Below are 14,924 nucleotides of genomic sequence, written 5' to 3' on the forward strand. Positions count from 1 at the left end.
CCCTCCAAGGCAAGGCACGCAGTGAATATCGATACCCGAATCAAGTTCCGCCACCTGGTGTGCTTTCTTGAAGTTGCACGTCAGGGCAGTCTGGCGCGGGCCTGCAACGTGCTTTCGATCAGCCAGCCCGCCTTGTCCAAAAGCCTGAAAGAGCTGGAAACGCTGCTGGCCACGACGCTGTTCGTGCGCAGCAAGAGCGGTGCGGCGCTCACCGACGCGGGCGTGGCGTTCATGCGGTTTGCCGGGCCCAGTGTGCAGGCTCTGCGCGAAGGGGTGAACAGCCTGCGCTCCGGGGAGCATGAGACGGTGACGGCGCGGCTGGGCGTGCTGTCCACGGCCGAGAGTCTGTTGGTGCCGGAAGTGGTCAATCGGTTGCATCAGGGGCATCCGGCACTGGTGGTCAGTGTGATGACCGGGCCGAGTGCCTACCTGCTGTCGCAGTTGCGGGTCGGGGAACTGGATCTGGTGGTCGGGCGCATGACTGACAGTCCGCAGATTCAGGGACTGACCTTCGAGCATCTGTACAACGAGTCGATGACCCTGGTGGTACGCAGCGGTCATCCGTTGCTGGCGGCCCCTCTGAAGCGCGAAAGTCTGGAGCATTTTCCGATGGTGCTGCCGCTGGCGGGCACCACCATCCGCAAATTCGCTGACAGCCTGTTCGTGCAGTGCGGCATTCAGCCGCCGCCCCAGCGTCTGGAAACCCTGTCGCTGACGCTCAGTCGGCGTTACTTGCAGTGCAGTGATGCGATCTGGATCGCGCCGCTGGATGCAGTGCTGCAGGAGTTGCAGAGCGGCTCGCTGGTTGAACTGGACATGGGTATTCGCGAGCCGGGCGGTTCCGTAGGGCTGTGCAGCAACCCGGCGGTGCCTCTGACGCGGGCAGCGCAGTGGTGTGTGGATGAGTTGCGGGTGGTTGGTGAGGCCTACCGCAATGGGCGCTATACATAACCGTTTGGTTATGGATAAGAGGCATTTTTTCAGTTTTCCAACGGCTGTGAACCCGCGACACTTCGCCACAGCCTGTCGCGCGAGTGCCTCACGCCCGCGCGCTTACAAGAAAGCCAATAACAAGGAGAACGCCATGTCTGTCGCGGACAACAGCCGCTTCGTCATTCGTGATCGCAACTGGCACCCCAAAGCCCTGACGCCTGATTACAAGACCTCGATCCTGCGCTCGCCGCGTCAGGCGCTGGTCAGCATTCCCCAATCGATTTCCGAAGCCTCGGGGCCAGACTTCTCGCACCTGACGTTCGGTCGGCACGATAACGACCTGCTGCTCAACTTCAATAACGGCGGCTTGCCGATCGGCGAGCGCATTCTGGTGGCCGGTCGCGTCTGCGATCAATACGGCAAGCCGATCCCCCATACACTGGTAGAGATCTGGCAGGCCAATTCAGGCGGTCGCTATCGTCACAAGCGCGACGCCTATCTGGCACCCATCGATCCAAACTTTGGTGGGGTGGGACGTGCATTGACCGACAGCGACGGCAATTACAGTTTCCGCACCGTCAAGCCAGGCCCCTACCCGTGGCGCAACGGGCCCAACGACTGGCGTCCGGCGCACATTCACGTGTCGATCAGCGGCCCGTCGATTGCCACGCGTCTGATCACCCAGCTGTATTTCGAGGGTGATCCGCTGATTCCGATCTGCCCGATCGTCAAGTCCATCGCCAACCCGGAGGCGGTCCAGAGCCTGATCGCCAGACTCGACCTGGCGATGGGCAATCCAATGGATTGCCTGGCGTACCGCTTTGACATCGTTCTGCGCGGCCAGCGCAAGACTCACTTCGAAAACGGCTGAGGAGGCCCGCCATGCCCGTTCAACTGCTGCAGGAAACCCCTTCGCAAACCGCTGGCCCTTATGTGCACATCGGCCTGGCACCGCAAGTGGCCGGCAATCCGACCCGCGAGCTGGAAATCTGGAACGAGATGGCCCGGCCCGGCGCACCCGGTGAACACATCGTGTTGCTGGGCAACGTCTTCGACGGCAATGGTCACCTGATTCGTGATGCCTATCTGGAGTTCTGGCAGGCCGATCACGAAGGCGCCTATCACAGCGAATATGACCCGGTCAGGCCGTTCAACGGCTTCGGCCGCACTGCGACGGCCGACGACGGCCAGTGGATCCTCAAGACCATAAAGCCCGGCTCGATGCGCAATGCCGCTGGCGTGCCCATGGCCTCGCACATCAACGTTTCGCTGTTCGCACGCGGCATCAACATTCATTTGCAGACAAGGCTGTATTTCGATGACGAGGCGCAGGCCAATATCGTCGATCCGGTGCTCAATCTGATCGAGCAGCCGCAACGCCGCGAAACCCTGATTGCGCGTCGGTGCACGGTGGACGGGCAACCGGCCTATCGTTTTGACATTCGCGTACAGGGTGAAGGCGAGACGGTGTTCTTCGATTTCTGAGTCGATGTGGTGCTCCAGCCGCTGTGCTAAACGTTGGCGAGCGAAGGTCAGGCAAGGCAAAAACAGGCAAGGAAGCGGAGTCGACGTGGTGCAAATGAGCATTGCGCGCCTGTTTTTAACGCAGCATCACCGAGCGCAGCCACTGTTCATACAGAGCCTGGCGATAGGGCACCTGTGCGCAGGCGACCTCATAACAATAAAAGGAAATGCTCATGACACTTTCAGCTCGCGGACCGGCAACGGGTACGCTCGACGTTCAGGCTTTCATCAATGCCCAACCGTTGTCGCGTTATCAATGGCGGGTGGTGGTGCTGTGCTTTCTGATCGTCTTTCTCGATGGGCTGGACACGGCGGCGATGGGCTTCATTGCACCGGCACTCAGCCAGGATTGGGGGATCGATCGTGCCAGTCTGGGGCCGGTGATGAGCGCCGCGCTGATCGGCATGGTGTTTGGCGCGCTGGGTTCCGGTCCGCTGGCCGATCGCTTCGGCCGTAAAGTGGTGCTGGTGGTCGCAGTGTTTCTGTTCGGGCTGTTCAGCCTGGCGTCGGCCTACAGCACCAATATCGATCAGTTGCTGGTGCTGCGCCTGCTGACCGGTCTGGGGCTGGGCGCGGCGATGCCCAACGCAACCACGCTGTTGTCCGAATACACGCCCGAGCGGCTCAAATCGCTGTTGGTCACCAGCATGTTCTGCGGTTTCAACCTTGGGATGGCCTGCGGCGGTTTCGTGTCCGCGAAGATGATTCCCAGCCTGGGCTGGCACAGCCTGCTGATGCTCGGCGGTATTCTGCCGTTGATCCTTGCGGCGGTGCTGATGGTCTGGCTGCCGGAGTCGGCGCGCTTTCTGGTAGTGCGCAACCTGGGCGTCGAGCGGATTCGCAAGGTGCTGGCGCCGATCGCGCCCAAAGAAGTCGCGGGCGTTACGGTCTTCAGCGTGCCGGAACAGAAAACCGTCCGCAGTCGCAATGTGCTGAAGGTGATTTTTTCCGGCACTTACAGTGCGGGCACTTTGCTGTTGTGGCTGACCTATTTCATGGGGCTGGTGATCGTTTATCTGTTGACCAGCTGGCTGCCGACGCTGATGCGTGACAGCGGCGCGAGCCTGGAGCAATCGGCGTTCATCGGTGCATTGTTCCAGTTTGGCGGCGTGCTCAGTGCGGTGGGCGTAGGTTGGGCGATGGACCGTTACAACCCGCACAAGGTCATCGGCGTGGCTTATGCGTTGGCGGGCGTGTTCGCCTGGCTGGTCGGGCAGAGCCTGGGCAATGTTGCGGTTCTGGCGACGCTGGTGCTGGTGGCGGGCATGTGCATCAACGGCGCGCAATCGGCAATGCCGTCTCTGGCGGCGCGTTTCTACCCGACTCAGGGACGTGCTACAGGTGTGTCATGGATGTTGGGCATCGGCCGGTTCGGTGCAATCCTTGGCGCATGGGCCGGCGCGACGCTGCTGGGCCTTGGATGGACGTTCGAGCAAGTGCTGACCGCGCTCGTCGTGCCCGCTGCGCTGGCGGCTCTGGCGATTCTGATCAAGGGTTGGGTCAGTCATTCGGACGCCACTTGAAACATCTGACTTTGGAGCGCTGCTGTGAGCAGACCGGGTAATCAACTTTTCGACGGCTACTTCACACAGGCCGACATGCGACGGATTTTTTCCGATGAAGGCCGCGTGCAGGGCATGCTCGATTTCGAGGCTGCGCTGGCGCGTGCTCAAGCCCGCACGGGGCTGATCCCGCAGGCTGTGGTGGCCGACATCACGCAAAGCTGCCGCGCCGAACTGTTCGATTTCGATGCGCTGGCATTGGCCATCGGCAACGCAGGCAACTCGGCAATTCCGCTGGTCAGGGCGCTGGGCAGGCAGATCGCCGAGCGCAACGCCGAGGCCGAGCGGTATGTGCACATGGGCGCAACCAGCCAGGACGTGATGGACAGCGGATTGATCCTGCAAATCGGCCAGGCCGTGTCCTTGCTGGAGCGCGACCTGGCGCAACTGGGCGCGGCGTTGGCGCAGCAGGCACAGATTCATGCCGCGATGCCGCTGGCGGGACGCACCTGGTTGCAGCAGGCCACGCCGGTCACGCTGGGCATGAAAATCGCCGGCTGGCTGGGCGCTGTGACCCGCCATCGCCAACGCCTGGCAGAACTCAAGCCGCGCCTGCTGTGTCTGCAATTCGGCGGTGCCTCCGGCAGCCTGGCGGCACTGGGCGATCAGGCGTTTGCGGTGGCCGAAGCGTTGGCCGATGAGTTGCAGTTGGCGCTTCCCGAACAGCCGTGGCATACGCAGCGCGACCGGCTGGTGGAGTTCGCCGCGCTGCTCGGCCTGATCGCTGGCAGCCTGGGCAAGCTGGGGCGCGATGTCAGCCTGTTGATGCAGACCGAAGTGGGCGAAGTGTTCGAGCCGACTGCGCCGGGCAAGGGCGGCTCATCGACCATGCCGCACAAGCGCAACCCGGTCGGTGCGGCGGTCATGATCGCGGCGGCGACACGCGCTCCGGGCCTGGTCTCGACGATGTTCGCCGCGATGCCGCAGGAGCACGAACGCAGCCTGGGACTGTGGCACGCCGAGTGGGAAACCCTGCCCGAACTCTGCTGCCTGGTGTCGGGATCGCTGCAACAGGCGCTGCAGGTGGTGCCCGGTCTGCAGGTCGATGCCGAGCGGATGCGCGTCAATCTGGAGTCCACACAGGGGCTGGTGCTGGCCGAGGCCGTGAGCATTGCGCTGGCTCAGCGTATCGGCCGTGACGCAGCCCATCACCTGATCGAACAAAGCTGTCGCCGGGCCGTGGAGCAGGGCGCGCATCTGCGGCAGGTGCTGGGCGAGACCTCTGAGGTGACGGCGCACCTTTCCTCCGAAGAACTGGATCGGCTGCTCGATCCGGCTCATTACCTTGGCCAGGCCCGACGTTGGGTCGAACGCGCCGTGGCTGAACACACAAGGATCACGCAATGACCGAAGACGAACGTTATCAGGCTGGCATGCAGGTGCGCCGTGCGGTGCTGGGCGACAAGCATGTCGATAACAGCCTCGAAAAACTGACGCCGTTCAACGAGGAGTTTCAGGAAATGATCACCCGGCATGCCTGGGGGGACATCTGGACACGTCCTGGCCTGCCGCGTCATACGCGCAGTCTGATCACCATTGCCATGTTGATCGGCATGAACCGCGAAGGTGAGCTGCGTCTGCACCTCAAGGCTGCCAGGCACAATGGCGTGACCCGCGAGGAGATCAAAGAAGTGCTGATGCAGAGTGCGATCTACTGCGGCATTCCGGCCGCCAACGCAACTTTCCACCTCGCGGAACAGGTATGGGACGAAATGGGCGTGGAGTCGCTTGATCAGGACTGATGCGTCACCGAATACGCCGCCGCAATGAACGACCGCGGCGGCGTTTTCAACGGGACGCGGTCAGAGCAGCGAGAGCGGGTAACTGATGATGACCCGGTTTTCGTCGAACTGATTGGTGTTGTAGTCACGGCGCATGGTCGAGTTGCGCCATCTCAGTGACAGGTTCTTGAACGTGCCGCTCTGGAACACGTAGGCCAGCTCGGTTTCCCGCGCCCATTCTTGGCCGTCGGTGATCGCGCCGGTGTGAACGTTTTCGCCGCTGATGTAGCGGTTCATCAGCGTCAGGCCGGGCACGCCGAGAGCGGCGAAGTCGTAGTCGTGGCGCAACTGCCAGGATTTTTCCCGGGCGTTGTCGAAGCTGGAGTTGTAGCTGTCGTTGGCCAGCGTGCCGCCACTGGTGCCGTTGACCCGCATCCAGGCGCTGTCGCCGCTGACCTTCTGCAGGCCCACGTAAAACGTGTTGCCGCCGTGACGCGCGGAGAGCAGCGCCGACCAGGTCTTGTTGTCCAGATCGCCTGCCAGCGACTGGCCGTCGTCCTTGCCCTGGAAGTAACCGAGGTTGGCGCCCAGCGTCCAGTTGCCCAATGGCTGGCTGTGCAGCAGGTTGACGTACTGCTGGTGGTAAATGTCTTCGAGTTCTGCGTACCAGACGCCCACCTGAGTGCGTTTTTCGTTGAACAGGTATTCGCCGCCGCCGAAGTTGAAGCGGTCCGAGGTGAAGGCGGCGCGGCCGTTCATGGACATGTCTTCCATGCTGGCGTCATTGTGCGAACTGTTGCCCCGGAACTGGCCGCCATACAGCGTCAGCCCGTCGATTTCCCTGGACGTGACTTGCCCGCCCTGGAAAGTCTGCGGCAGGGAGCGCCCGTCATCTGAGCGCAGGATCGGCAGCACCGGCATCCATTCGCCGACCTTGAGTTCAGTTTTCGAGAGGCGCGCCTTGCCCGCCACGGCAAGCCGCCCGAAGTCATCGGCCGGACGTCCGTCGCTGTGTATCGGCAGCAATTGTGTGCCGCCGGTGCCTTTGCCGCCGTCCAGTTTGAGCGAGTAAAGCCCCAGCACATCGACGCCGAAACCCACGGTGCCCTGAGTGAAACCGGAGCGGGCGTCGAGAATGAAGTTCTGGGTCCATTCCTCGGCGTAGTTCTGGGCGTTGGCGGGGTCGACGAAGTTGCGGTTGATGTAGAAGTTGCGTAGGTTCAGATTCACCTTGGCATCCTCGACGAACCCGGCGGCCTGGGTGACAGTGGGCGTCAGGCTGGCGGCGAGAGCCGCGCAAAGACCGCAAACGGCTTTGCAGGGAAGAGTTGAGCGCATGAAAACAGACCTTTTTTGTAATTATTCAGTCGATGAAGCTGGCTGTGATAGTGAAAGGCCCCGCACCTGCCTGCAATTGTGAAAATGAGGTTTTGGGCGATTATCGAACGTTAATGAACCGGTTCGAACATTTTGCAAGGGACGCTGCACACGCTAGCTGCGATGCTTTGCCCAAGGCGCTGTTGTGTACCGTTCTGCACCGCTGCGATGCGTGTTCACCCTGACAATAATTGAGTAAGGAAGCCCGATGAGCACTGCCAGTACGCCCCTGTCCGGCGTCAATCAACCCCTCAAAGGTATCGGTTTCATTCTGCTGGCAACCTTCCTGTTTGCCAGTCACGACACACTCTCCAAGTACCTCTCCGGTTTCTATCCGATCATCCTGGTGGTGTGGGCACGCTATCTGGTGCACACGCTGCTGATGGCCTGCATCTTCATGCCGTCCTCCGGTCTGCGCGTGCTGCGCACCAAGCGTCCCGGCCTTCAGGCGTTGCGTGCGCTCGCTTTGCTGGGCACCAGTCTGTTGTTCACCAGCAGCCTGATGTTCATCCCGCAGGCCGAGGCCACTGCGGTCAACTTTCTTGCGCCGCTGCTGGTGACCGCGCTGTCGGTGCCGCTGCTCCATGAACGTGTCACGCGCGGGCAGTGGATTGCAGTGATCGTCGGTTTCATGGGGGTGATGATCATCATTCATCCGGGCGGCGAGCTGTTCACACCGGCGATCCTGCTGCCGCTGTCTTCTGCGTTGTGCTTTGCGCTCTATCAGTTGCTGACCCGTCTGGTCAGCCCCTTCGACACCCCGACCACCAGCAACTTTTTCGCCGGGCTGTTCAATACCCTGGTGATGAGTGCTTTGGTGCCGTTCTTCTGGGAAGTGCCTGCGCTGCGGCATCTGCCGTTCCTGCTGGCACTCGGCGCCTGCGGCATGGCCGCGCACCTGTTATTGACCCAGGCGTTCCGCTTCGCCGCACCGGCAATGCTGGCGCCGTTCAGCTACTGCCAGATCGTGTTTGCCGGTCTGCTGGGTTTCATCGTTTTCGATCACATGCCTTCGCCCACGGCTCAGGCTGGCATCGCCATCATCTGCCTCAGTGGTCTGGCGGCGGCGTGGCAGCAGCGACGCAAGGGTGGCTAGCCGTTTCATGCCCTGACCGCCAAAACGAAAAGGCCCGTTCACTCACATGAACGGGCCTTTCCCATCGTATCGAGCGGTCATTCGTTCAGATCAGGCACCTTGCGCGGGGCCATGAAATACATCCAGATCAGTGCGATGAAGTACATCGCCGGGATCATCGTGAACAGCACGTTGTAGTTATTGTTGGTGGCGGTCAGCACTGCACCGACGATCTGGGTCATGAACATGCCGCCGATGGCCGCGCACATCCCGCCGAAACCGAACACCGTGCTCATCATGTGCTTGGGCGTGTAATCCATCACCAGGCTCCAGATGTTGGCGGTCCAGGCCTGATGCGCGCCGACCGCCAGCGAGATGGCCAGTACCGCGACCCACAGACCGCTGGCGTTGGCGGCGAAGACCACGCTGCAGATGGTGATGGCGAAAATCAGCATCGACACCAGTCGTGCAGTGGTGGCCCGCACGCCACGGCCAATCAGCCACGAGGACAGAATGCCGCCGCCTATGCTGCCAAAGTCTGCGGTCAGCCAGATCAGGATCAGCGGAATGCCCATCTGGGTCACGCTGATGCCCAGGTTGTATTGCTGATTGAGGAACGGTGGCAGCCAGTAGAGGTAGAACCAGAACACCGGCGCGGTAATCGCGTAGGCCAGGGCGAAGGCCCAGGTGCCGCGCATTTTCAGAATGCCGGAGAAGGGCACTTTGACCGGGTCGGGTTCGACTTCCTGATTGATGTAGTCCAGTTCGCTCTTGCTGACGGTCGGGTGTTCTTCAGGGTTGTAATACTTGAGGCGCCACAGGATGACCCAGATCAGACCCAGTGAGCCCATGGCGATGAACGCCGCCTGCCAGCCCCATACGGTCAGAATCACGGGCAGCAGGGCCGGAGTCAGCATCGCGCCAACGTTGGTCCCGGCATTGAAGATGCCGGTTGCAACGGCACGTTCGCCAGCAGGGAACCAGAGGCGCGTGGTTTTCACACAGGCCGGGTAGTTGGCCGCTTCGGTCAGGCCCAGAATGAACCGGCAGACCATGAAACCGACCGCCGAGGTGGCAAGCCCGTGAGCACCGGTCGCCAGGCTCCACAGCAGAACAGCGAGGAAGAACGCGCGTTTGACGCCGACCCGGTCGATGAACCGGCCTTGCAGTACGAAGCCGACGGCGTAGCCGACCTGAAACCAGAAGTTGATGTTGGCGTAATCCATCGCCGTCCAGCTCATTTCCTTGGCCAGGATCGGCTGCATGACCCCGAGTGCGGCGCGGTCGATGTAGTTCAGGGTGGTGGCGAAGAACACCAGAGCAAGCATGCCCCAGCGAGTCTTGCCCACGGCGAGTGCGCCGCGAATTTTTTCGCCCATGCCCGCACGGGCGGCCTGGACGACTGGGTTGGTCTGGGTATTGAGCATGATGTTCTAACCATCCGTTCCAAGACTGCGCTGCTGGCGACAGTCGGACTGAGAAGTCCACTCGATTCAGGCGTTATGCTTGTACAGTGAGACCGTGGGTTCATCTGTTCGAAACCGGTGATTCAAGGTGTTCGAGACGATCCGGCGGGCCGACAATTTACAGGCTGTCGCTTGCGAGTGCGCAGGATTGTTTCAAGCGACGCACGTAAGCACCGGCTCAATGGCCAATGAAGGGCATCGATGCTGCAATCGGGCGTGGCGGAAGGTCGAACGGGCGAGCGGGGCGAAAAGGCTGCACATGAGCAATGTTCCTGTTGTTTGAATTGTTATGGTTTGCTACGGGTAACGGGAGTTCGAAACGACTGATTGCGTTGCAATTGGAAGCTGATGTTGAGCATTGCGCCACGCAGCGTCAATCAAGTAACACGGCTTCTGTTCGATAATCGAACGTAAAACTAACCAGTTCGTACACTTTGTGTTGCTGTAGTATTTTGACAGGCAAATACTTTACTCGCACCTCTGAATAAGGCCGAGAAAGGCCGGGAATGCGGTGCTGTCCAGTCACGATCCGCCAGGGTCGTGTTCATTCAGGAGCTGAAAAGCATGCAGCGTTCAATTGCGACCGTATCCTTGAGCGGTACTCTGCCCGAAAAGCTCGAAGCCATCGCCGCGGCCGGCTTTGACGGCGTCGAGATTTTCGAAAACGACCTTTTGTATTACGACGGCAGCCCGCGCAATGTCAGGCAGATATGCGCCGATCTGGGAATCGCCATCACCTTGTTCCAGCCGTTCCGCGACTTCGAAGGCTGCCGCCGTGATCGGTTGCAGCGCAATGTGGACCGCGCCGAGCGCAAATTCGATCTGATGCAGGAACTGGGCACGGATCTGGTTTTGGTCTGCAGCAACGCGTCCGCCGATTCGGTGGGCGACGAGAACATCCTTCTCGACGACTTGAGCCTGTTGGCCGAACATGCCGGTGCCCGTGGTCTGCGGGTCGGTTACGAAGCACTCGCATGGGGGCGTCACGTGAACACCTGGCAGCAGGTCTGGAACCTGGTGCGTCAGGTCGATCATCCGGCGCTGGGCGTCCTGCTCGATAGCTTCCACACCCTGTCGTTGAAGGGCGACCCGAGCGCGATTGCGCAGATCCCGGGCGACAAGATCTTCTTCGTGCAGATGGCCGACGCACCGATTCTGGCCATGGATGTGCTGGAGTGGAGCCGACATTTCCGCTGCTTCCCCGGTCAGGGCGAGTTCGATCTGGCGGGCTTTCTCGCGCCGATTCTGCGCAGTGGTTACACCGGTCCGCTGTCGCTGGAAGTCTTCAACGATGGCTTTCGCGCTGCGCCGACACGTGCTAACGCCGCTGACGGTCTGCGTTCGTTGCTGTATCTGGAAGAAAAGACACGTCAGTTGCTGGCCAGTGAAGCCGAGGCGAAAGTCCCGGACATCCTGTTCAACCCGCCACCGGCCAGCACCTACAACGGTGTCGAGTTTCTGGAGTTCGCCGTCGATGAAAGTCACGGCGCGCGTCTGTCCGGCTGGCTGCAACGACTGGGTTTCGCCAGGCTGGGTCAGCACCGCTCCAAGGCTGTCAGCCTGTTGGGGCAGGGCGATATCAAGATTGTCCTCAACGCCGAGCCCTATTCCTTTGCCCACAGTTTCTTCGAGGCTCATGGTCCGTCGTTGTGTGCGACCGCATTGCGAGTCGACGACGGTCATCAGGCGCTGGAGCGCGCACGGGCTTTCAAGGGCCAGCCCTATCGCGGACTGGTTGGCCCAAACGAGCGCGAAATTCCTTCGGTGCGCGCTCCGGACGGCAGTCTGATCTATCTGGTCGACACCGCTGCGCCTGGCGACTCGATCTACGACAGCGACTTCGTGATTGATCCGCAGGCGGCTGGCAAAGGCGGTCTGCAACGTATCGATCACATGGCGATGGCCCTGCCAGCCGACAGCCTCGACAGCTGGGTGCTGTTCTACAAAAGCATTCTGGATTTCGAGGCCGACGATGAAGTGGTGTTGCCGGACCCGTACGGCCTGGTCAAAAGCCGTGCGCTGCGCAGTCGTTGCAGCACAGTGCGCCTGCCGCTGAATATCTCGGAAAACCGCAACACTGCCATTTCCCATGCGCTGTCCAGCTATCGCGGATCCGGCGTGCACCACATCGCGTTTTCCTGCGAGGACATCTTTGCCGAAGTCAGCCGCGCCAAGGAAGCCGGCGTTCCGTTGCTGGACATCCCGCTCAACTACTACGACGACCTGGCGGCGCGCTTCGATTTCGATGATGAATTCCTCAGCGAGCTGGCGTATTACAACGTGTTGTATGACCGCGACGCACAGGGTGGCGAGCTGTTTCACGTTTATACCGATGCGTTCGACGGGCGTTTTTTCTTCGAGATTCTGCAACGCAAGAACGGCTACGTCGGCTATGGCGCCGCCAACGTTCCGGTGCGTCTGGCCGCGATGGCCAAGGCGCGCAGCGTGGCGGTACGGCAGGCGCGGCTCTGACCTTGTGACCTGAGCCGGTGAGGTGCTGCGGGACACTGAAACGTCGCGCAGCTTCCCTGCCTCGGCACGCGACGGCATACTCGGCGTATCACCCGTGGTCATGAGCCAATAATGAAAACAACTGACGACTCCGTTGCCCTTGAGCCTGTTGCATTGCGGCCGCTGGGGCGCAAGAACAATCCGGAAAAGACCCGCGAAGACATTCTTCAGGCCGCCGTGGCCGAATTCGTTGCCCATGGGCTGTCGGGTGCACGGGTAGACGCCATCGCCGAGCGCACCAAGACCTCGAAACGGATGATCTATTACTACTTCGGCAGCAAGGAACAGCTTTACGTCGAAGTGCTTGAAAAGCTTTACGGTGCGATTCGCAACACTGAAAGCGAGCTGAACCTCAGCGAACTGGAACCGGTCGAGGCGATTCATCGCGTGGTGGAATTCACCTTCGATCACCACGACAGCAACGTCGATTTCGTGCGCATCGTGTGCATCGAAAACATTCACTACGGTGAAAACGTCAAGCAGTCGGACACGATTCAGGCCAAAAGCCAGAACATCATCAAGGCACTGGAAGACATTCTGCGTCGCGGAGAGACGAGCGGGGCGTTTCGTCAGGGCGTGCACCCGATCGATCTGCACCTGATGATCAGCTCGTTCTGTTTCTATCGCATTTCCAACCGGCACACGTTCAGCGAGATCTTTCAGATCGAACTCTGGAGTGATGAAGTCAAACAGCGTCACAAGGCGATGATCTGTGACGCTGTCCTGCGCTACTTGAAGGGCTGATGGACGGCTGAGCGTCAAAGGCTGTGAAAGTGCTGCATCATCCGCTCGGCATCTGCCGGCTGACCGCTAAACAGCTCGAAGGCTTTTACGGCCTGAAACACCGCCATGGTGGTGCCGTCCAGCGTGCGGCATCCCAGCGCGCGGGCATGCTTCAACAGTTCGGTTTCCAGCGGAAAATAAATGATTTCCGCGACCCACTGCGTAGCGCGCAACAGCTCCAGCGGCAACGGGGTGCCGGGTAGTTTGAGCATGCCGACCGGCGTGGTATTGACCACCCCATCGGCCTCGGCCATAGCTGCGGGCAGGTCCAGGCCCACGTGCGCTCGGCCGGCACCAAAATGCCGGTTGAGGTTGTCGACCAGCATCTGGGCGCGTTGCGTTTCAACCTCGAAGACACTCAGGCGCTCGACGCCTGCGCTCAACAATGCGTAGGCCACCGCTGCGCCTGCACCGCCTGCACCCATCTGCACCACATGCTGACGGGGTGCCTGATCCAGACCGCGCTTGAAGCCTTCGGCGAACCCCAGGCAGTCGGTATTATGGCCGGTGCTTTTGCCGTTCTTGAACACCACAGTATTGACTGCGCCGATGCCCCGGGCTTCTTCGGACAGATCGTCCAGCAGCGGGATGACCGCCTGCTTGCAGGGAAACGTGATGTTCAGCCCGGTGAAGCCGCAATCGCGGGCCCCTTCGAGCAGACGGGGCAGGGCGTCGATGTCGAGCTTGAGCGCATCGATGTCGATCAGGCGATACAGGTAACGGATGCCCTGCGCATCGCCTTCGTGCTCGTGCAAGGCCGGGGTTCGCGAGGCCTGGATGCCCGAGCCGATCAGGCCGGCGAGGATGGAGGTGTGTTCAGCGTGACTCATGACAATAGGTCTCTTGTTTTTGTCTTGCCACCCGCATGTGGGCAGTTGTCGAAAAAATGTACCAGATGGTTAATAGTGACGCAGTGCCCGATCGTTTGTCATGCGCTGATTCTGTGCGGTGATCGCCCCGATCAGTGATAATGCCCGGCCAGCCGCCCCAGCCTGTCCACGAGATGATGAGCCCACGCATGTCCGAGTCCGTTTTCCGCGCCGCGCACCAACAAGCCAGCACGCTGTACCTGCCAGCAGGCCCTTGGACGACGGTGCTGGATTGCCTGTGCGCGAAGTTTCCGGCCATCGGTCGCGAAGAATGGCTGGACCGCATTGCTCGCGCTCGTGTGCTGGATGCCGACGGGAACGCCATTGCGGTTGATCTGGCGTACCGCGAGGGGCTGAAGATCCATTATTTTCGCGAAGTGCCAAACGAGACGCCGATTCCGGTCGTCGAGACCATTCTCTACGCCGACGAACATCTGGTGGTTGCCGACAAACCGCACTTTCTGCCGGTTACGCCCGCGGGCGAATACGTCGAGCAGACGCTGCTGCGCCGGTTGATACGCCGCCTCGACAACCCGGACCTGGTGCCGCTGCATCGCATCGATCGCCACACGGCCGGGCTGGTGTTGTTCTCCGCCAACCGGCAGACCCGGTCGGCGTACCAGGCGCTGTTTCCAACGCGGCGTATCGATAAATTCTACGAGGCCATTGCACCGGCGTTGTCGTCGCTGACGTTCCCGCGGGTGCATGAGAGCCGTCTGGTCGATGGCGAGCCGTTTTTCCGCATGCAAGAAGGGCCCGGCCCGGCCAATACCCAGACCCGCATCGAGGTGCTCGAACGCAATGGTCCGCTCTGGCGCTACGGGCTGTACCCGGTCACCGGCAAGAAACATCAGTTGCGCGTGCACATGGCGGCGCTCGGTGCCGCAATTTGCAACGACCCGTTCTACCCGCAGGTGATCCGGGATGCCGTCGATGACTACCAGCAGCCGCTCAAGCTGCTCGCCAGGGCGTTGCGTTTCGACGATCCTCTCAGCGGCGCAGCGCGTGAATTTCAGAGCCGCTTGACGCTCGACTGGTAAGTACAACCGCATGGCCAAACGCCAGGCAGAAAAAAACCCGCACCAGGCGTAATGCTGTTCACT

General features: G+C 61.0%; 13 protein-coding genes. 10 read left to right on the plus strand and 3 right to left on the minus strand.

The window, feature by feature from the left end:
• Nucleotides 1–21: 21 nt before the first annotated feature.
• The 6 genes from pcaQ to pcaC all read left to right on the plus strand — a co-directional run bounded on the left by pcaQ (nt 22) and on the right by pcaC (nt 5,761).
• Nucleotides 22–951 carry a pca operon transcription factor PcaQ gene (gene pcaQ, locus BZK31_RS06900; protein WP_083182037.1) on the plus strand — a complete coding sequence of 310 codons (930 nt, stop codon included), beginning with the start codon at nt 22–24 and terminating at the stop codon, nt 949–951.
• 133 nt (nt 952–1,084) lie between these two features.
• Nucleotides 1,085–1,804, plus strand: a complete 720-nt coding sequence (gene pcaH, locus BZK31_RS06905) for a protocatechuate 3,4-dioxygenase subunit beta (protein WP_083182038.1) — start codon at nt 1,085–1,087, stop codon at nt 1,802–1,804.
• Between the two features lie 11 nt (nt 1,805–1,815).
• Nucleotides 1,816–2,418: a protocatechuate 3,4-dioxygenase subunit alpha gene (gene pcaG, locus BZK31_RS06910; RefSeq protein WP_083182039.1), complete on the plus strand. Its 603-nt coding sequence runs from the start codon at nt 1,816–1,818 to the stop codon at nt 2,416–2,418.
• A 212-nt stretch (nt 2,419–2,630) separates the two neighbouring features.
• Nucleotides 2,631–3,980: a 4-hydroxybenzoate transporter PcaK gene (gene pcaK, locus BZK31_RS06915; protein WP_083182040.1), complete on the plus strand. Its 1,350-nt coding sequence runs from the start codon at nt 2,631–2,633 to the stop codon at nt 3,978–3,980.
• Nucleotides 3,981–4,004: 24 nt separating this feature from the next.
• On the plus strand, nt 4,005–5,366 hold the full coding sequence (locus BZK31_RS06920) for a 3-carboxy-cis,cis-muconate cycloisomerase (protein ID WP_083182041.1): 1,362 nt from the start codon (nt 4,005–4,007) through the stop codon (nt 5,364–5,366).
• On the plus strand, nt 5,363–5,761 hold the full coding sequence (pcaC, locus tag BZK31_RS06925) for a 4-carboxymuconolactone decarboxylase (RefSeq protein WP_083182042.1): 399 nt from the start codon (nt 5,363–5,365) through the stop codon (nt 5,759–5,761). Before BZK31_RS06920 ends, pcaC begins: the two co-directional genes overlap by 4 nt.
• A 60-nt stretch (nt 5,762–5,821) precedes the next feature.
• Here pcaC and BZK31_RS06930 read toward each other — a convergent pair whose 3' ends face one another.
• Complete coding sequence (locus BZK31_RS06930) at nt 5,822–7,078, minus strand: OprD family porin (RefSeq protein WP_083182043.1); 1,257 nt, start codon at nt 7,076–7,078, stop codon at nt 5,822–5,824.
• 247 nt (nt 7,079–7,325) lie between these two features.
• On the opposite strand from BZK31_RS06930, the gene BZK31_RS06935 reads away from it, so the two are divergent.
• The gene (locus BZK31_RS06935) at nt 7,326–8,213 is read left to right on the plus strand and encodes a DMT family transporter (protein WP_083182044.1); all 888 of its coding nucleotides are present in this window, start codon (nt 7,326–7,328) and stop codon (nt 8,211–8,213) included.
• A gap of 77 nt (nt 8,214–8,290) precedes the next feature.
• Here the strand turns inward: BZK31_RS06935 and BZK31_RS06940 are convergent, their stop codons facing one another.
• Entirely contained in the window at nt 8,291–9,619 is a 1,329-nt protein-coding gene (locus tag BZK31_RS06940; protein WP_083182045.1) for an MFS transporter, read from the minus strand.
• A 603-nt stretch (nt 9,620–10,222) separates the two neighbouring features.
• Between BZK31_RS06940 and quiC the strand changes: the two genes are divergently transcribed.
• Together quiC and BZK31_RS06950 are read left to right on the plus strand one after the other, a co-directional pair.
• A complete protein-coding gene (quiC, locus tag BZK31_RS06945; RefSeq protein WP_083182046.1) occupies nt 10,223–12,130 on the plus strand; it encodes a 3-dehydroshikimate dehydratase QuiC in 1,908 nt (635 codons plus the stop codon).
• Between the two features lie 111 nt (nt 12,131–12,241).
• The gene (locus BZK31_RS06950; RefSeq protein WP_083182047.1) at nt 12,242–12,913 is read left to right on the plus strand and encodes a TetR/AcrR family transcriptional regulator; all 672 of its coding nucleotides are present in this window, start codon (nt 12,242–12,244) and stop codon (nt 12,911–12,913) included.
• A gap of 14 nt (nt 12,914–12,927) precedes the next feature.
• On the opposite strand, the gene BZK31_RS06955 is transcribed toward BZK31_RS06950, so the two are convergent.
• Nucleotides 12,928–13,782: a shikimate dehydrogenase gene (locus tag BZK31_RS06955; protein ID WP_083182048.1), complete on the minus strand. Its 855-nt coding sequence runs from the start codon at nt 13,780–13,782 to the stop codon at nt 12,928–12,930.
• 188 nt (nt 13,783–13,970) lie between these two features.
• Here BZK31_RS06955 and BZK31_RS06960 point away from each other — a divergent pair, with 188 nt between their 5' ends.
• Nucleotides 13,971–14,861, plus strand: coding sequence for a pseudouridine synthase (locus tag BZK31_RS06960; RefSeq protein WP_083182049.1), 891 nt, complete (start codon nt 13,971–13,973; stop codon nt 14,859–14,861).
• Nucleotides 14,862–14,924 lie beyond the last annotated feature (63 nt).

Origin of the sequence: Pseudomonas floridensis (assembly GCF_002087235.1) — a bacterium.
Lineage (GTDB): Bacteria > Pseudomonadota > Gammaproteobacteria > Pseudomonadales > Pseudomonadaceae > Aquipseudomonas > Aquipseudomonas floridensis.